The sequence below is a fragment of the Klebsiella sp. CN_Kp073 genome (assembly GCF_040065495.2).
Taxonomy (GTDB): domain Bacteria; phylum Pseudomonadota; class Gammaproteobacteria; order Enterobacterales; family Enterobacteriaceae; genus Klebsiella; species Klebsiella aerogenes.
Window position 1 is genome coordinate 927,590 of the sequence record NZ_CM198051.1, and the last position, 18,431, is coordinate 946,020.

Below are 18,431 nucleotides of genomic sequence, written 5' to 3' on the forward strand. Positions count from 1 at the left end.
ATTAATTTCTGTATGTTTTTTAAACAGTGATTGGGTAATTCACTCCGTCCCCTTTTTTATTTAATCATCAACGCTATTGGTGATTGCGCAATAAATAACGGACGGGCTAATTTTTATAGGTGAGCGCCATAGTGAGTGGCTGCAGAGTTTTCGAATGCAAAAAATAAGGGGCCGAAGCCCCTTATTTTTACTTCAACGAACCTTGTTATTAAATTTCACCGCTTTACAGGTGGTTCACTGGACCGGCTAGCGCTTTTTGCCATGCTGGCAAACACGCCGTCGCGGAATATCCATGCGTGCACTAATGCCGCCGAGAGATGTAGCAACACCACCGCAAAGAGCAGTTTAGCTAACAGGCGATGGGCGTCGTGAAACCAGGCAAAAAGCGCCGGGCTGGTCGGGGTAATGGCCGGAAGGTTAAGTCCTTCAAACATAACAATCGGAACGCCCGCAGCCGACAGTTGCGCCCAGCCAAGCAAAGGCATTGCCAGCATCAGCGCGTACAGCGCCCAGTGTGACGCTTTTGCCGCCAGTACCTGCCAGCGTGAGAGCTCCGCAGGAAGAGGTGGCTGCCGGCTATAAAACCGGTTGGCCAGGCGGATGAGCGCCAGCAGCAAAATAGCGATCCCCAATGGCCGATGTACATCCACCAACCAAATGCGGTGGTGTAATGAAGTCATCATGGCGGCGCCGATGAACAGCATGGCCAGGATCATGATTGCCATCAGCCAATGTAGATATCTCGCCAGAGGGTTGAAATGCTGCGGCGCGCGCTCTTGGTCAGGTTTATTCGAAATCATTTAACCTCCTGTTTTTGCACGGCTTCGGTTGCTTTGCCGTAGCCAATTTCCCGTTCGCGACGGCTCCAGGAATGCGAATAGGCGCCAGAGCGCGCATTTAAGATGGGGTCGTTAGAGACCTCTACTCCAGCAGGCACGATGGAGGGATCAAAGTTAACGTCACGGCAGGCCCCTTCGGCTTGGGCGACGAGTTGGGTGACTTTGAGCGTACCGGCGACGACCTGCTGACGATCGTTTGGCCATGGCTGAGAAGGGTCATCCACCGCGTCGCCAGGTTGGGCGAGTTGCAATACCAAATCCCAGTAAATGGGATGCTGAGAAAGCCGCTGCTGTAATTGTTCGAACAGGAAGTTATGGTCGGCTCTCTGTCGTTGTTCATCAGGGATAGAGACAAATGGATCGTGCGGCCGCATCATCCAGCGTACGGGCTGGCGCTGACGGTCGGCGTTCACGAGATAGAAAGCGTTAATACTATAAAATGTCGCCCCGGCAAAGCCGCCTGGCGCTGGCTTTTGCGCCGCCCACTGCAAATATTTACCGGCTTCCGGGTAGTCCTGTAAAAATGCGGCGAGGCGCTGCGGATCGGGCTTACCGGTGGTCGGGTCGACGGCGGTGGCCTTTTTCATGGCAAGAAAGCCCTCCGGGTTTCGCGTGGCGAAGTAGGGCTCGTTGTTCATTGCCATGCGCCATTGCTGTTTATCGTCCGTTTTCAGTAGCAGCGCCATGCTCAGGGTTTTCGTTGAATTATCAGCCGCGTGCGGATTACCTGCGCCAATGGAGAATCGCCCTACAACGGGGGTCTCCGACTGTGAAAAGAGCCGCGCGGTGGAATAAGCAACGGCTGGACCGGCTGGCTCGAACGTCCCGGTAAAACAGATCCCTTTACCGTGCGCCCGGCGGAACCCGGCAGGAAACGGCTTGTCTGGATCGGGGACTAATGACTGGCTGGTGGTTCGCGAGCCCAGCCAGCCTGAGGTCCAGGCGAATGCCGCCGCCGTTGCCCCGACGATGACCGCGATGGACGCCAGCGCGCGCCAGGTATTTTTGGAGCGGAAATCCAGTTTTGACATAGACGTTTCCATCGTTAAGTTTTATTTCACGTCACGCGCAATATATCGCGCGGAACACGTTTAATATCGTGAAGATATAGGGTTGTTATTAATATCTAACCGTTAACGTTATTATGTTTAAGTTTTTATAACATAATGTTTATGAAATAAATTTCATAATAAAATTATTATAATTTAGTTGGTTACGTTTTTTCTTTAACCGCGCTTTTATTTCTTTATGAAGAATCATGATAATTATTATAATTGGTGCGCGAACGAAAGAAACAATATCACGAAAAGTTTATACTTCTGTTCAGTTAACGTGATAATAAAAAATGTCATTATCTGCGCCGGTTGACCGGCATCACCGACCCGATTCAGGGTATAGTGAAAGCCAAAGTGTTCTCGGGACACATAGCCTTCAGCGTGACGAGGGTAATGTGTTGAGCGATACATCTATGCCTGATGGATTTCACTGAAAAATCAAAGTGATGAACGATAAAAAATGGATTAAAGCAGAAGACGTGGCGAAGCTTGCCGGCGTTTCCCGTTCAGCCGTCTCCCGCGCTTTCACGCCCGGGGCCTCGGTGTCGCCGAAAACCCGCGCCAAAGTGCAGGCCGCCGCGGAAGCTCTGGGCTACCAGGTCAATATCATCGCCCGTACGATGAACACCGGCAGCAGCAACTTTATCGGCATCATCACTTCAGGGTTCGATAACCCTTTTCGCAGTAAGCTGCTGGCGCCGCTGATCCACCAGCTGGCGCTGCATGGATTTATGCCATTGTTGATGAACGCCGATGATCCGCAGCAGTTAGCTCCTTCGCTAAAACATCTTCTCAGCTATCACGTCGCTGGCGTCATTATCACCTCCGGCGCGCCGCCGCTGGAGCTGGCTGAGGAGTATCTTGCGCGAAAAATCCCCGTTACGCTTATCAACCGTCACGCTGAACTTCCCGGCTGCGACCGCGTCAGCAGCGATAACGCGCTCGGCGGGAAACTGGCCGCTGAGCTGTTGCACGCAGGCCAGTGCCGGGACGTCGGTTTTATTGGCGAAAATCGCGACAATTTCAGCACCCGGCAGCGCTACGAGGGATTTATCCGCCATGCCAGCGGGCTGGCTGTTACGCCGCATTTCTGCGAAACGGGCGGTTATCAGTCCGGTTTTGCGGCCGCTCGCCGGCTCGCCGCGGAAAGGCCAGGATTGCAGGCGCTGTTTTGCGCCACGGATATGCTGGCGATTGGGGCGATGGATGGGCTACGAGCGGATAATCCAGCAGCCGTCCTGCCGGCAATTATTGGCTTCGACGATATTCCCCAGGCGGAGTGGCAGCCTTATCAACTTACCACTATCCAGCAGGATACCACGCAGTTGGCTTATCACGCGGTGGAGATGCTGGTCAGCCGGATCGCCAAATTCAATCAACCTTCACGTCACCGTGAAGTTGCTGTGAAATTAATAATTCGTAATAGCGCTAAATGAAAAATTCATTTTATGATGAATCGATCACAGAATTATCGCTAAAATCCATCCACACTCACTGCGCTCTTCGGGGCTTTTTTAAATAAAATTGCACACGTGTGCAAAAGGAGTAAATGATGACATCACTGGATTCCTCTGCGCTACAGGCCCGCTATCGCCTGGCCTGCGAGCTGGCGAAAGCGGGTGCCGAGCTGGCTTTCGAATACTATCAGCAGCGCGAGGCGCTGGCGGTAGAGCATAAGGGCAATGATCTACAGGACGTGGTGAGCGTGGCCGATAAACGCGTAGAAGCCTTTGTTAAGCAGCGCATTACTGACGCGTTTGCGGAGGATGGTTTTCTCGGCGAAGAGAGCGGTACGCAGATGCCGGACGCCAGGGTTCTGTGGGTGGTTGATCCCATTGATGGCACCAGCTGTTTTTTAAATGGGCTGCATACCTGGTGCTTGTCGCTGGCGATCGTCGTTGACGGCGAGCCGATGGTTGGCGTCGTCTACGATCCCAACCATCGTGAACTGTTCCACGCGCTACGGGGCCATGGCGCCTGGCTCAATGAGACGCCAATCCGCCCACATCCCGCAGCAACGGTCAAAGAAGGGGTGATGGGCGTCGGAACGTCTCATCGGGTGACGCCGGCGGAATTCCTGCCTTTTCTTGACGCGCTGCTCAGCGATGGCGGCATGTTCATCCGCAATGGCTCCGGCGCGTTGATGAGCGCATGGGCGGCCGCCGGGCGACTGATTGGCTACTATGAACCGCACATGAATCCGTGGGATGCCTTACCCGGTCTGGTTTTGATGCGCGAAGCCGGGGGCGTCGCCAACGACTTTCTGGCGCAAGAGGGGATTCGTCACGGCAACCCTCTGCTGCTGGCGAGCCAAACGCTGTATCCCCAACTACAAAAGATGATCCTTCAACCATTACATTAACCCTTACAGGTTCGGGCTGTTTCTGATTATGTACCCTACACAGTAACGATAACGACCCTCACGGACGAAGCACATCAATCAGTCAAGCCTCCGACCGTCGGAGAAACTATATGTCTGGAATTATTCATTTTTTCCGGGCGTCGCCGCCGCAAGCGGGCGCCGCGTTTGATGAAAAACGTTTTCGCCGGGTACGTTGGCAAACGTTTATTGCCATGACCCTGGCCTACGTGACGTTCTACGTCTGCCGCTTATCGTTCACCGTGGCGAAAAGCGCGCTGGTGGAATTAGGCATTACCCCAACGGAGTTGGGGATGATTGGCTCGACGCTATTCTTTAGCTACGCCATCGGCAAACTGGTCAACGGTTTTATCGCCGATCATGCCAACGTGGTGCGCTACATGAGCCTTGGGCTATTGCTCAGCGCCGGGATGAACCTGCTGATGGGCATGACCACCAACGCCATGCTGCTGGCTATCTTTTGGGGGATCAACGGCTGGGCGCAGTCGATGGGCGTTGGCCCTTGTGCGGTTTCGCTGGCGCGCTGGTACGGCTTTAAAGAGCGGGGAACGTTTTACGCCATCTGGTCCACGGCGCATAACATCGGCGAGGCTATGACCTACATGGTGATCGCCGCGGTGATCGCGGGTTTTGGCTGGCAAATGGGCTACCTCTCCACGGCTGCGCTCGGCGCCGCTGGCGTGGTGCTGTTGCTGCTGTTTATGCGCGATTCGCCACAGAGCTGCGGCTTTCCCTCCATTAACGTGATTCGCGATGAACCGCAGGAAGAGACTGAAGCGCGGGGATCGGTGTTCAAAAACCAACTGCTGGCGTTGCGTAACCCGGCGCTGTGGACGCTGGCGCTGGCATCGGCATTTATGTATATCGACCGTTATGCGGTGAACTCGTGGGGGATCTTCTTTCTGGAGCAGGATAAAGCCTATTCCACCCTTGAGGCTTCAGGCATCATCGGCGTTAACGCGATCGCCGGTATCGCCGGGACCATCATCGCCGGCATGCTCTCTGACCGCTTTTTCCCGCGCAATCGCAGCGTCATGGCCGGATTTATCAGCCTGCTGAACACCGCGGGTTTCGCCTTAATGCTCTGGTCGCCGCATAATTACTACACCGACATCCTGGCGATGATCGTCTTCGGCGCGACCATCGGCGCGTTAACCTGTTTCCTCGGAGGGTTGATCGCCGTCGATATCTCTTCACGCAAAGCGGCGGGGGCGGCGCTGGGAACCATTGGCATCGCCAGCTATGCCGGAGCGGGGTTGGGTGAATTTCTGACCGGGATCATTATCGATAAAACCGCGATCCTCGAAAACGGGAAAACGATTTATGATTTCAGCACGCTGGCGTTGTTCTGGATAGGCACCGGATTGGGTTCCGCGTTACTCTGTTTTACCACCGCCGCCATCGTCGCCCGACGCCATGCCGTCGAACGGCAGACTTCATTCTCCTCATAACCTATTAATCGATAAGGAAGATTTTATGATGCCTGCAAGACATCAGGGCTTTTTACGCCTGTTTATCGCCTGTGCGCTGCCGCTGCTGGTGATGCAATCCGCCGTCGCGGCGAACTGGCAACTGGAAAAAGTGGTGGAGTTAAGCCGCCACGGCATTCGTCCGCCAACGCCCGGCAATCGTGAAGCTATTGAAGCCGCGACCCAGCGTCCATGGACCGAATGGACCACCCACGATGGGGAGCTGACCGGACATGGCTATGCGGCGGTCGCCAATAAAGGGCGCGCGGAAGGGCAGTATTATCGCCAGCTTGGCCTGCTGCAGGGGCAGTGTCCGAGCGCGGAGGATATTTATGTTCGCGCCAGCCCGCTACAGCGTACCCGGGCAACCGCACAGGCGCTGGTAGATGGGGCATTCCCCGGCTGCGGCGTGGCGATTCATTATGTCAGCGGTGATGCCGACCCACTGTTCCAGACCGATAAATTTACGGCTACGCAAACCGATCCCGCCCGCCAGCTGGCGGAAGTGAAGGCGAAAGCCGGCGATCTGGCGAAGCGTCGGCAGGCGCTGGCGCCGACGATCCAGTTATTAAAAGCCGCGGTTTGCCAACAGGATAAACCGTGCCCCATTTTTGATAAGCCCTGGCAGGTGGAGCAAAACCAAAGCGGTAAAACCACCATTAGCGGGCTGAGCGTGATGGCCAATATGGTTGAAACGCTGCGTCTGGGCTGGAGTGAAAACCTGCCCTTAAGCCAGTTGGCGTGGGGGAAGATTACCCGCGCCAGCCAGATCACAGCCATTCTGCCGCTGTTAACGGAAAACTACGATCTCAGTAATGACGTGCTGTACACCGCGCAAAAGCGCGGCTCGGTGCTGCTCAACGCGATGCTGGACGGCGTAAAAGCGGACGCCACGCCGAACGTACGCTGGCTGCTGCTGGTGGCTCATGACACCAATATCGCGATGGTGCGCACGCTGATGAATTTTAGCTGGCAGCTGCCCGGTTACAGCCGGGGCAATATTCCGCCGGGTAGCAGTCTGGTGATAGAGCGCTGGCGCAACAGCAAAAACGGCGAACGTTATCTGCGCGTCTATTTCCAGGCGCAAAGCCTGGACGACCTGCGACGCCTGCAGATGCCGGATCGTCAGCACCCGATGCTGCAACAGGAGTGGCGTCAGCCTGATTGCCAGCAAACCAGCGTGGGCACGTTATGCCCATATCAATCCGCGCTGGAGGCCTTAGGTAAACAGATCGATAAAAGCGCGGTACCGCCGGTGAATATGGTTCTTTAATCAGCGCAAACTCGTTAGCTATCTGAAGGCGCAATTTGCCATGGGTTTATGTCGGGCCGGCAGGACGTTATCGCTGAGCAGGACGGTGTATTTTTATCAGCCCGATACCCGGCGTAATGAATCGGTGATCCATGCCCTGACAGGACTGACAGAACGCTACCCGCGCTACGGTTTTAAGAAGCTGTTCCAACTGCTGTGCAGGCAGGGTAATACCCGGAGCCATAAACATGTTCACCGGGTTTACTGCCTGCTGAAACTTATCTGTGCAGAACGCTGAATGAAGCGCGGGAAATTACAGAGCGCAGGCTGATGGAATATAACAACGAGCAGTCTCATGAATCCCTGAACAACCCGACGCCGGAAGAGTATCGGTGATGGCTGAAAAAACTGGACTCTAAAAAAATGTGTGGAGCTAAAATGGGTGCGCTTACAATGTCACATGTCCGAATAATGAGAAACCCACGCTGCCGCTTACGTTGTGAGCTAACAAATGTCAGTGGTTGCGGTAATGATCAATTGAGACATTTTAATTTGCATGGAGTATGAGTCACCTCACTTAGTAGCTAAGGATACGCCTTGCAGTATAATAATGTGCCCGCCAGTAACAATTTCGTAGATCCGAGATAGTCACACCTTTACTTTTAGCTGAATTAACAAACTTGTTATGGCCGATGTAAACCCCAACATGCCGAACATTTTTCTTGATATTGAAAAAGATAAGGTCGCCGGGCTTCAGGCGACGTTTTTGTATCCTGTGGCCATAGTTTATCTGACCTAATGTTGTTCTGGGGAGTGTGAATAAATGTGTTTCCCGAAAGAATCTTTGCATTAATGCTGAACAGTCGATTCCATTTTTACTATTACCACCCCAACGATATTTTACACCCTTCCATTTGTAATATTCTCGCATAATATCTTTCTTAATGACATTAACCGTAATATGCCGATAAGTTGTTTTATGGTGATTTCTTCGATACCAGAGATGGTGGACATTGTGTCCAGCATATGCATAGAAGGAAATAAGATAAACGAACAACAGGAAAATGAGATTAAGTAACTTCTTCATCATGTGCTTAACTGTGATAATTAGGTTGATGACGATCAAACATCATCGCTTAGTCTTTCTATTCATGTCCTGTTTAGTTAAAACATTGATGGCAGTGATATGAACCTGTTTTGGCAGCTTTTCCCATATCCTGGCATACTGAAGTTTTAGTATCCCTTCGCCGGGGGAAATGGCTTTGAGATACAATATTGTGGAGCCTGAGCATCCAGGCAGGCATAATCCAGGTTTTGGTGGGCTGTAAGCCATTCCTGTTAATGCGACCTGAGGTGGAAGAGAACGCACGATCCACGAATATCCGGTTGAAAGCGACACCGGAAGGCGAATACTGAAAATTTCACCCAGACTAACTACCTTTGCCGGTGATACTTCACGGTAAAAACTGTTACTTACCTTTTCCGTGGCATTTGCGATAAAAGATAAACAAAAAATTAATGGCAGTAAATAGATTCGCATCTAATCATAATCTCCGAAACTAAAGCAGCAAGTTCACCATCACTCTATGACATTTACCCGTGAATTTCTTGTGGGTATTTATGAATAAAAAAGAAAAAGCGTTAGTGTTTCTTAATTTTGCAAGTTTATGTCAGTTTGAGTATGTTCTAACAATGTGTGAGATAAATTAAGAGCTAGGTTTTAAACCTCAGAGAAAATTATGGCCTGCCGGGACTGAAATAACTTAGGAGTTCAGATTTGATTATGCTATCCTCATTAAGGATTGAGCTTTCAGGTTACATACCCATATGCCTTAACCCAAGGCAAGAGAGAATACTACTATGTATATGTTCTTACCATTTTTGATGGCATTGATTGTCATGGTCGGTGTGATATTTAATAAAGCGCGGCTTAGTTATATATGTTACTTTTTGTTATTTGTTGTTGCAATTCTTTCGTTTGTGCATCACGTCAGTGACCCGCTTAATTTACTCTTCTGATATTGTGGAGTGCCTGTATGAAGTATGAAAATTTAAAATCAGACTGGATTCTGAATCTTGCTGGGCTTACTGGTGTTTCAGTTATGCTGCTAACAGCATTTTACTATCAATTTTTCAAAGATGAACTTCCCTGTCCTCTATGTCTTCTTCAGCGCGTAGGGATAATTATTATCGGTTTTGGATTTTTGTTTAATCTTCGATTCGGTATTAAAGGACTTCACTACTGTTTTTCTCTTCTGGGGTGTGTACTTACTGGCATTATTGCTGGTAGACAGGTTTTATTACACATTACGCCAGGTACACCTGGTTATGGTTCGGCGCTGTTTGGATTGCATTTTTATACCTGGGCACTGGTAGCATCTGTGGGTATGGTTATTGCTATATCTGTCATGATCGCCGTAGGTGGCAGAGCGTTGTGTTTAAGGAACTCCTTAATTCTTGCATTTGTAAATAAATATAAGCAAATTCTTTATATTGTATTCGCTTTGCTGATTGTCGGAAATTTGCTGTCCACATTGCTGGAGTGCGGCACTGGGCAGTGTGCTGATAATCCTGTCAGCTATGAACTCCTTCACTGGAAATAATCTAATAATGGCGACTTGATTCGATTGCAGGTATGGGTTTTCCTTTTATGAAGGCAGGTGAGGGTATCTTTCCGCGAAGGTATTTGTCCTGGGGGCATGCCGAAAAAAACACCTTTCGGTGAGTAAATTTGTAGGTCAGGGATGTGGAATAATGAAGATGCCACATTAAACAACCCGCGAAATTGTTAACTTCGGAGAATACCCAGGATACCCGACATGCTGCCCAATGAGGCGAAAATTCACCTAAGGCAAACTCTTGTTTGTATTTGGTACAGGTGCTGTAAAATTATCCGTTTTTTAGGTGTGATGGGGTAATCCTAAAGGATTAAAAAAATACTTACAAAGTATAACAGTATTTACTGATTTGATTTTTGTATTCAGCGTAATAAACCAATACAGTTAACTCCGGATTTATCATACAAAACAAAGTCTGGAAATTTAATATGAAAAAGACACTCATTGCATCGTCTCTCGCAATGCTGTTTATCGGTCAAGCAAGCGCATGTACCACTATTCTGGTTGGGAATCAGGCGAGTAAAGATGGCTCATTTATTATTGCCCGCAATGAGGATTACTCAGCGACAAATGCCAAGCATATGCTGATCCATCCTGCTGTGCATAATCAGACAGGGGTGTTCAAGGGGCATACTAACGATTTCACTTGGCCGCTGCCAAAAGACGCTTTGCGCTATACCGCTATTCATGACTTTGATACCAATGATAAGTCGACCGGAGAAGCAGGTTTTAACTCTGTAGGTGTGGGGATAACGGCAACAGAAACCATTTACAACGGCCAGCAGGCATTAAAGGTTGACCCTTATTTGGAAAAGACCGGCATCACTGAGGATGCTATTCAGACCGTTTTACTGCCGCGTATTCACAGCGCTCGCGAAGGGGCGGAGTTGCTGGGGAAAATTATTGAGGAGAAAGGGGCCGGTGAGGGTTTTGGTGTTGCCTTTGTCGATCAGCATGATATCTGGTACCTGGAAACCGGTAGTGGTCACCAGTGGATGGCCGTTCGTTTACCGAATGACAGCTATTTTGTCAGCGCAAATCAGGGCCGTCTCCAGAATTACAACGCGAAAGATAGTGCCAACTATATGGCTTCACCGACACTGGTAGATTTTGCAAAACAGCATGGGCTGTATAATCCGAAAGATGGCGCCTTTGATTTTCACAAAACTTATTCTCAGGATTTAGCTAATGATGTTGTGTATAACTACCCACGGGTTTGGACGTTACAACATTTGTTCAACCCACAGTTGAAAACGACGATTGATGATGGAAAACATTTCCCTGAGTTTCTCAAACCTGCAGAAAAGATCACGCTGGATCAGGTGAAAGAAGCTTTACGCAACCATTATCAAGGAACCTCGCACGATCCTTATGCCAATAATAATCCGAAGGAGCCATACCGCCCAGTCTCAGTCTTCCGTACTCAGGAGTCCCACATTTTACAGGTTCGCCCTGATATGCCTAAAGAAATAGGTGAAGTGGAATATGTGGCTTATGGTATGTCCGCCTTGAGCGTCTATGTACCTTATTATCAGGGAATTTCGCATTATCTTCCGGGGTATGACAAAGGCACTGACCATGCAAGTGATGATTCTGTTAACTGGAAGTATCGTAAGCTGCAAACGTTGGTGATGCAGAACTACAATGAGTATGCGCCCGATGTTCAGCGAGCCTACCATGCTTTTGAAGAACAGACAGCCGTGCGCCAACATGAGATGGAGCAGGACTATCTTAAACTGTATAAAACCCAGCCTAAACAGGCACAAGCGCTTTTACAGGGTTTTGAGGATAAAACTATGAAAGATGCGCTGGCGCTGACGGATTCACTGACCAACCAGGTTTTCAGCAAGCTGACACATGACACAGACATGAAATACCACTTTGAAGGTGCTTGAATCTGTAGTGGACAAATAATATTGACCACAGTTTTACTGTAAAACGGTATCTGTTGTCTGATCCTTCCAGCGTCAGCCCACCATCATGACGGTGAGGTCTGACGCTATTGTTATAGCTCTATGTATAGCTACTGATTTGTCGCCCAACCTCGTCCTGCCATATCACCATATACAGGTACCCATTCATCGTTTCACGGGCTTGCAGTTATAAGGGCGCTATCAACAACCATCTGCGCATATTCCTGTCCGGACTCAGGACTGACAGTTCGTTTAGTTTTCTTGTTCATTAAGTTATCTGCGTAGCGACAAATTGAGTTCGCCAGTGAGGTTAACGTGTCGCATACGATTCGGGATAAAAAGAAGCTGCAGGCCAGAGCCAGCAAGATTGAAGGGCAGGTGAGCGCGCTGAAAAAGATGCTGGATGAGCCGCACGAATGCGCCGCCGTGCTGCAGCAAATTGCCGCTATTCGCGGAGCGGTAAACGGACTAATGCGTGAAGTGATCAAGGGCCATCTGACGGAACATATCGTTCATGAAGGCGATGAAGTGAAACGTGAAGAAGATTTGGACGTGGTGCTGAAGGTGCTGGATTCCTATATCAAATAGCGGCCACGAAAAGTACCGGCGGCGACAGACGCGCCGCCGGCTTCAGCATTAGCTGTGTTTGTTTTTCATCTCAAAACGCGGTGATACCAGGCCGTACAGCGTCCAGCCCATAAAGGTCACGATCGCGCCGTAGAGCATCGCCTCTTCGCCGGAGGAGTACAGGGCATAGAAGCTGTACACCGCGCCGATAAAGGCTATCACGTTGGTGGAACGCGCTTTGCCGGGATCGACCTTGGCCATTTTCTGGATAATCGCCAGCGCGGCCATCGACAGAATGTACGGGATGATGTTAGTCACCACCGCCAGGTTAACCAGCACGTTGAACTGATTGCTCAACGACGGGCTAATGGTCATCAGCGACAAGCCGGTTTGCAGGATAACGATGGTTAACATCCCCTGAATCGGCGCGCCGGAAGCCGAGACGCGGGAGAAGATTTTCGGGAAGTAGCCTTCGTCAGACGATGATTTAAAGACCTGCGCGATGGTGAACTGCCAGCCGAGCAGCGAACCGCAGCAGGACATCACCATCAGCCCCATAATCACTTTCCCTACGCCAGGCGTGAACATCTGGGCAAACGCCAGGCCAAACGGCGCCGTGGAGTTAGCCAGATCCATGTTCGGCACGATCCCGGCGATGACGTTGGTCGAAACGATATAGATAACCGCCGCGCCGAGGGTACCGCCGAGTACGGCGATCGGCACGTTACGTTCCGGGTTTTCGACCACATCGGTGTTGGCGCAAGCGGATTCCAGACCGAGGAAGGCCCACAGCGTCATGGCGATTGACGAACCAACGGCGCCGAAGAACGGTACGTGGTGCGGGTTCCAGGACTCGACGTACATCGTCGGGCTAAACCAGAACCAGCCGATAACGCACAGGCCGACAACCGGAATGATGACCCCCCATACGGTGATGCTACTGATCTGGCCGGTAATGCGTGCGCCGCCGAAGTTGGCTACGGTACAGATCCACAGCACCCCGATAGTCGCCAGGCCAATCTGCACCGGCGACAGGGTGGCGCCGAACAGCTCGGTGCCGTAACCCACCGCGGAGATAGCGATGGCGACGTTGGCGATCAGCAGCGAGACGCCATAGGTATAGTTGGCCATAAAGTTGCCAGACTTGCCGAACGCGTACTCGGCGTAACCGCCCATCCCGCCTGATTTACGGCTAAACATCCCGCATTTGGCGAAGGCCCACGCCAGCGCCATCGATCCTACCGCCGTCACCAGCCAGGAGATGATGGAGATAGTCCCCACCTCCGCCAGCTTGGTGGGCAGCATGATGATACCGGAGCCCATCATGTTGACCATGGTTAAGATGGTGAGCTGTACCACTCCCATCTTGTTACTGGATTTGCTCATACAGTTTCCCCTTTCAGCAGCGCGCTTTGTTTCTCGCTTTCCGCGATGACATAGCACCAGACCTGTTTACGGCCATCGTGCTCCTGGATATAAACCCCCTGCAGTTCCGGCGCGAAGCCCGGCAGCAGGTTGATCCCTTCTTCCAGAGCGGTGAAGTACTGCAGCACCGCGCCGCCCCAGACTTCTCCCGGGACTACGCACAGCACTCCCGGCGGGTAAGGCAGGGCGCCTTCCGCGGCCACGCGGCCTTCGGCTTGCGGCAACGGCACCAGATCGACCTGGCCGCGCAGATAGGCGTAGTTAGCCTCTTGCGGGTTCATCACCACGCGCGGGAAGTGATCTTTACGGAACATCTCTTTTTGCAGCTGTTTGACGTTGTGGCGGGCATACAGGTCATGCATTTCCTGGCACAGCTGGCGCAGGGTATAACCGGCATAACGCTCTTTGTGCTGGCTGTAGATAGACGGCAGAACCTCCTGTAGCGGCGCATCGGCGTCGAGCAGCTTATCGAAGCGCGCCAGCAGGGCGACCAGCTGCTGCAGTTTGGCCATATCTTCCGCCGGGGTCAGCAGGAACAGAATGGAGTTAAGGTCGCATTTTTCCGGTACCACGCCGTTTTCACGCAGGAAGTTGGCGAGAATGGTGGCCGGTACGCCGAAGGCGTCATATTCGCCGCTGGCGGTATTGATACCCGGCGTGGTCAGCAGGAGTTTGCACGGATCGACGAAGTACTGATGCTCGGCATAACCGTCAAAGGCATGCCAGCGTTCGCCTGGACCAAACTCGAAGAAGCGCAGGTCAACGGCGATTTGCGCGGTTTCATATGACTGCCACGGTTTGCCATCGACCATTTTGGGTACGAACGGACGGATGTGTTTGCAGCTTTCAAGGATCAGCTTACGCGCCTTGATACCGTTCATGACGCAGTCCATCCACATGTTGCGGCCGCTCTCGCCTTCATGCATTTTGGCGTTGATATCCAGCGCGGCAAACAGCGGATAGAACGGGCTGGTGGAGGCGTGCATCATAAAGGCGTTATTCAGACGCTTGTGCGGAACATAGCGCTGTTGACCTTTGATATGGCTGTCTTTTTTATGGATTTGCGAGGTCTGGGAGAAACCGGCCTGCTGTTTGTGCACCGACTGGGTCACCAGAATGCCCGGATCATTTTCATTCAGCTCCAGCAGCAGCGGCGAACAATCAGCCATCATCGGAATGAACTGTTCATAGCCGACCCACGCGGAGTCAAACAGGATGTAATCGCACAGATGACCAATTTTATCGACTACCTGACGAGCGTTATAAATGGTGCCGTCGTAGGTACCTAACTGGATCACCGCCAGGCGGAACGGACGGGCATCCTGTTTCCGATTCGGCGCCACTTCCCCAACCAGCTCGCGCAGATAGCGTTCTTCGAAACAGTGGGCGTCGATACCGCCGATAAAACCGTACGGGTTACGCGCGGTTTCCAGATAGACCGGTGTCGCCCCGGCCTGCAGCAGCGCGCCGTGGTGGTTGGATTTATGGTTGTTACGGTCGAACAGTACCAGGTCGCCCGGGGTCAGCAGCGCGTTGAGCACCACTTTGTTAGAAGAGGAGGTGCCGTTGAGCACGAAGTAGGTCTTATCGGCATTAAAGACTTTTGCCGCATGCTGCTGGGCAATGCATGGCGCCCCTTCGTGGATCAGCAGGTCGCCCATGGCGACGTCGGCGTTGCACAGGTCGGAGCGGAACAGCGTCTCGCCAAAATACTCGACGAACTGATTACCGGCCGGGTGACGACGGAAGAATTCGCCGCCCTGATGCCCCGGGCAGTCAAAAGCGCTGTTGCCCTGTTTGACGTAATCGACCAGCGCGCTAAAAAATGGCGGACGCAGCTCGGTTTCATATTTATGCGCAGCGGCTTCCAGCTGGCGGCCGTAGAAGTCGTTGCGGGTTTCGTCGTGTTCAAATACCCCCTGCACCGAAGCCATATATTCGGCCGGGACAACCTCTTCTTTATTAATAGCGATAAATACCGGGATGTTATAGCCAGTGGCCTTTAACTCATCGAGTTTACCGCATTCGATATCTTCCAGGGTTAATACTACCGCGGCCACATCAATAAAGTTGGTTTCGCTAGTATTGACAATATTACGCTGGGTAGAAAAACAGTTTGGACATGTACGGCTAACGGCAATTTTTAAATCAGTCATTGTTATCTCTTTATTTTCAGATAATAGCAGGCCCTCAATTTCTCAAATGAGAAATTGATTACGCCGGACAAAAGGTAATAGTCTGCCGCTGATATAATAAATATCAGTAGAGTACCTTTTGAGATGCAATAAACCCTACCAGTCCGGTGGCTGGTAAATAGCAGGATTTATTAGGGCGAGCGCGGTTAGCTACAGGCGAGTGCCTGTATTAACAACAAAAGATGCAGGAAGACCTGTATGCTGAAGCGCCCGTAGTCGGAAGACTACCGGGCATTAAAGAAATGAAAATCGAAGCTGTTACGGTGAGCAAACATCATAATATGCGTTGTCCGCCTTATGTGTGGCATCATCCTGTTATTGTTTTCCATGATATACACCTTTCAAATGATTGACTGAAGGTATGGCATATTCTATATCCGGCTTAGACTTAATCTGTGACGCCGATCACTAATAGCCTCTCATTATGATATCAATGGCTGGTATTTTGATCTTATCCAACATTATTCACTGGTTTGTTGTCTGTATGTAAATACATTGTGTTGCAATGTGGTTAAAAAGAATAATGACCGGTTAATCATTGCGTTATTTCAGCCATATGACGGAATTATGTCGTATACTCGGGACTTTCTGACTTCTATCCTCTTAACATTATGTTTATTAAGGATTAAGAGGTTCCTGTAGTACGAAAAAATGCTGTCAATCATTATCCCTTTGTTGCCAACATAAAATCTGGGAAAAGAGAGCCTGGTCGAGTTTTCATCTAAAAGATATCGCCCAGGGGCTAGACAAAACCACCATCTGGTTATCAAATGGTTAAATAAAATTAACGCCTGTGTGAACTATAGGCAGGTAGAAAAAATGGTCAATACGCTTTTCAGCATGACTAAGCGCTAAGATCGCCTTATTGGGAGAAGTTATGCATTCCTCTGTTAACAAAAATGAAAGCCGGACCTTCTTTGGTCACCCTTACCCTCTGGGTTCATTGTTCTTCACCGAAATGTGGGAGCGATTCTCGTTTTATGGCATTCGTCCGTTACTGATCCTGTTCATGGCGGCCACCGTCTATGACGGCGGTATGGGCTTAGCCCGTGAGAACGCGTCGGCCATCGTCGGCATCTTCGCCGGCGCCATGTACCTGGCGGCGCTGCCGGGCGGCTGGTTGGCGGACAACTGGCTCGGCCAGCAGAAAGCGGTGTGGTACGGCTCGATTCTGATCGCGCTGGGCCATCTGTCGATTGCGCTGTCAGCGTTTATGGGCAACAACCTGTTCTTTATCGGGCTGATGTTTATCGTGCTCGGTTCCGGCCTGTTTAAAACCTGTATCTCGGTGATGGTCGGTACGCTGTATAAGAAAGGCGATAGCCGTCGCGATGGCGGTTTCTCGCTGTTCTATATGGGTATCAATATGGGATCGTTTATCGCGCCGCTGATTTCCGGCTGGCTGATTAAATCCCACGGCTGGCACTGGGGCTTCGGCATCGGTGGTATCGGTATGCTGGTGGCGCTGGTGATTTTCCGCCTTTTCGCGGTCCCGGCGATGAAACGCTACGACAGCGAAGTGGGTCTCGACTCTACCTGGAATAGTCCTGTGGCGAAGAAAAACGGCGTTGGCGCTTGGCTGCTGGCGCTGGCGGTCGGCGTGGCGGTGGTGATTACGCTGATTGCTCAAGGGGTGATAGTCATTAACCCGGTGGCGGTGGCTAGCATGCTGGTGTACGTGATTGCCGCGTCGGTGGTTCTCTATTTCATCTATCTGTTTGTTTTTGCGGGTCTCAACCGTAAAGAGCGCGCGCGTCTGCTGGTCTGCTTTATTCTGCTGGTTTCCGCCGCCTTCTTCTGGTCAGCCTTCGAGCAGAAACCGACTTCGTTTAACCTGTTTGCTAACGACTACACTAACCGCATGATCGGCGATTTCGAAATCCCGGCGGTGTGGTTCCAGTCGATTAACGCCCTGTTTATCATCCTGCTGGCGCCGGTATTTAGCTGGGCGTGGCCGGCAATGGCGCGTAAAAACGTGCGTCCGAGCAGCATCACCAAGTTTGTTATCGGGATTCTGTGCGCGGCGGCGGGCTTCGGCCTGATGATGCTGGCGGCGCAGAACGTGCTGAGCAACGGCGGCGCCGGCGTATCGCCGCTGTGGCTGGTGGGCAGCATTCTGATGCTGACGCTGGGCGAACTGTGTCTGAGCCCAATCGGCCTGGCGACCATGACTCTGCTGGCGCCGGAAAGAATGCGCGGCCAGATGATGGGGCTGTGGTTCTGTGCCAGCGCGCTGGGTAACCTGGCGGCGGGCCTGATTGGCGGCCACGTGAAGGCCGACCAACTGGATATGCTGCCGGATCTGTTTGCCCGCTGCTCGACGGCGCTGCTGATCTGCGCCGCGGTATTGTGCGTGCTGATTGTGCCGGTGCGCCGTATGCTGGAGAACAGCAAATCCGCAGAGCAAAAACCGGCGACCAATGCCTGATTGCGCAAGCGGTCAATGAAAAGCCGGCGCTGAGCGCCGGCTTTTTTATTGGCCAATCCCCAGGTAAGCCGAGGATGAAAACGGTAGATAATGTTATCGGTTTACAACTTTTTCGCTTGAGAAAAATGTTTATCGCGTGTCGCTTCAGAGGACATTGCGCTCCCGGTTGATTCTTTATGTAATATGTTTTCCGTGGCGCAGGGAGCGCACAAAGGGCGGCCAGTCGCCGCCGCCCTCTGTACTCCCGGGCTTTGGCCGCCAAAATCGCCACTTCGTGGTTCCTTCGACTT

The 18,431-nt window shown here is 51.5% G+C and carries 16 protein-coding genes and 1 pseudogene; 10 read left to right on the top strand and 7 right to left on the bottom strand.

The window, feature by feature from the left end; genetic code table 11:
* Positions 1 to 215: 215 nt before the first annotated feature.
* Both ABLV66_RS04545 and ABLV66_RS04550 read right to left on the bottom strand, forming a co-directional pair.
* A complete protein-coding gene (locus ABLV66_RS04545) occupies positions 216 to 800 on the bottom strand; it encodes a cytochrome b (RefSeq protein ID WP_045391946.1) in 585 nt (194 codons plus the stop codon).
* A complete protein-coding gene (locus tag ABLV66_RS04550; RefSeq protein WP_348876483.1) occupies positions 797 to 1,870 on the bottom strand; it encodes a catalase family peroxidase in 1,074 nt (357 codons plus the stop codon). Before ABLV66_RS04550 ends, ABLV66_RS04545 begins: the two co-directional genes overlap by 4 nt.
* A 503-nt stretch (positions 1,871 to 2,373) precedes the next feature.
* On the opposite strand from ABLV66_RS04550, the gene ABLV66_RS04555 reads away from it, so the two are divergent.
* From ABLV66_RS04555 to ABLV66_RS04575, 5 genes and pseudogenes are all read left to right on the top strand, one after another.
* Positions 2,374 to 3,330, top strand: coding sequence for a LacI family DNA-binding transcriptional regulator (locus ABLV66_RS04555; RefSeq protein WP_161801926.1), 957 nt, complete (start codon positions 2,374 to 2,376; stop codon positions 3,328 to 3,330).
* Between the two features lie 116 nt (positions 3,331 to 3,446).
* Entirely contained in the window at positions 3,447 to 4,256 is an 810-nt protein-coding gene (locus ABLV66_RS04560; RefSeq protein WP_348876510.1) for an inositol monophosphatase family protein, read from the top strand.
* A 110-nt stretch (positions 4,257 to 4,366) separates the two neighbouring features.
* Complete coding sequence (locus ABLV66_RS04565; protein WP_047065333.1) at positions 4,367 to 5,725, top strand: MFS transporter; 1,359 nt, start codon at positions 4,367 to 4,369, stop codon at positions 5,723 to 5,725.
* Positions 5,726 to 5,750: 25 nt separating this feature from the next.
* On the top strand, positions 5,751 to 7,016 hold the full coding sequence (locus ABLV66_RS04570) for a histidine-type phosphatase (protein ID WP_348876485.1): 1,266 nt from the start codon (positions 5,751 to 5,753) through the stop codon (positions 7,014 to 7,016).
* Position 7,017: 1 nt separating this feature from the next.
* Positions 7,018 to 7,275, top strand: a pseudogene (locus ABLV66_RS04575) (IS3 family transposase); the annotation flags it as partial.
* Between the two features lie 297 nt (positions 7,276 to 7,572).
* Here ABLV66_RS04575 and ABLV66_RS04580 read toward each other — a convergent pair.
* Positions 7,573 to 8,085 (bottom strand): NlpC/P60 family protein, encoded by a 513-nt coding sequence (locus ABLV66_RS04580; RefSeq protein ID WP_196796337.1) that lies wholly within the window; start codon positions 8,083 to 8,085, stop codon positions 7,573 to 7,575.
* A 39-nt stretch (positions 8,086 to 8,124) separates the two neighbouring features.
* Positions 8,125 to 8,535 (bottom strand): protease inhibitor I42 family protein, encoded by a 411-nt coding sequence (locus ABLV66_RS04585; RefSeq protein ID WP_072058204.1) that lies wholly within the window; start codon positions 8,533 to 8,535, stop codon positions 8,125 to 8,127.
* 359 nt (positions 8,536 to 8,894) lie between these two features.
* On the opposite strand from ABLV66_RS04585, the gene ABLV66_RS04590 reads away from it, so the two are divergent.
* From ABLV66_RS04590 to rcnR, 4 genes are all read left to right on the top strand, one after another.
* Positions 8,895 to 9,014 (top strand): DUF5993 family protein, encoded by a 120-nt coding sequence (locus ABLV66_RS04590; protein ID WP_242436977.1) that lies wholly within the window; start codon positions 8,895 to 8,897, stop codon positions 9,012 to 9,014.
* A 17-nt stretch (positions 9,015 to 9,031) separates the two neighbouring features.
* Complete coding sequence (locus ABLV66_RS04595; protein WP_063415441.1) at positions 9,032 to 9,598, top strand: disulfide bond formation protein B; 567 nt, start codon at positions 9,032 to 9,034, stop codon at positions 9,596 to 9,598.
* A 443-nt stretch (positions 9,599 to 10,041) separates the two neighbouring features.
* Complete coding sequence (locus ABLV66_RS04600) at positions 10,042 to 11,508, top strand: C69 family dipeptidase (RefSeq protein WP_348876486.1); 1,467 nt, start codon at positions 10,042 to 10,044, stop codon at positions 11,506 to 11,508.
* A 333-nt stretch (positions 11,509 to 11,841) separates the two neighbouring features.
* The gene (rcnR, locus tag ABLV66_RS04605) at positions 11,842 to 12,114 is read left to right on the top strand and encodes a Ni(II)/Co(II)-binding transcriptional repressor RcnR (RefSeq protein ID WP_015369853.1); all 273 of its coding nucleotides are present in this window, start codon (positions 11,842 to 11,844) and stop codon (positions 12,112 to 12,114) included.
* A 48-nt stretch (positions 12,115 to 12,162) separates the two neighbouring features.
* On the opposite strand, the gene potE is transcribed toward rcnR, so the two are convergent.
* The 3 genes from potE to speFL all read right to left on the bottom strand — a co-directional run bounded on the left by potE (position 12,163) and on the right by speFL (position 16,042).
* Positions 12,163 to 13,479, bottom strand: a complete 1,317-nt coding sequence (potE, locus tag ABLV66_RS04610) for a putrescine-ornithine antiporter (protein ID WP_045391927.1) — start codon at positions 13,477 to 13,479, stop codon at positions 12,163 to 12,165.
* A complete protein-coding gene (speF, locus tag ABLV66_RS04615; protein WP_015369855.1) occupies positions 13,476 to 15,674 on the bottom strand; it encodes an ornithine decarboxylase SpeF in 2,199 nt (732 codons plus the stop codon). The genes potE and speF overlap by 4 nt, the downstream gene beginning before the upstream one ends.
* Before the next feature lie 263 nt (positions 15,675 to 15,937).
* Complete coding sequence (gene speFL / locus ABLV66_RS04620) at positions 15,938 to 16,042, bottom strand: leader peptide SpeFL (RefSeq protein WP_006819052.1); 105 nt, start codon at positions 16,040 to 16,042, stop codon at positions 15,938 to 15,940.
* 548 nt (positions 16,043 to 16,590) lie between these two features.
* Here speFL and ABLV66_RS04625 point away from each other — a divergent pair.
* Complete coding sequence (locus ABLV66_RS04625) at positions 16,591 to 18,141, top strand: peptide MFS transporter (protein ID WP_045391925.1); 1,551 nt, start codon at positions 16,591 to 16,593, stop codon at positions 18,139 to 18,141.
* Positions 18,142 to 18,431 lie beyond the last annotated feature (290 nt).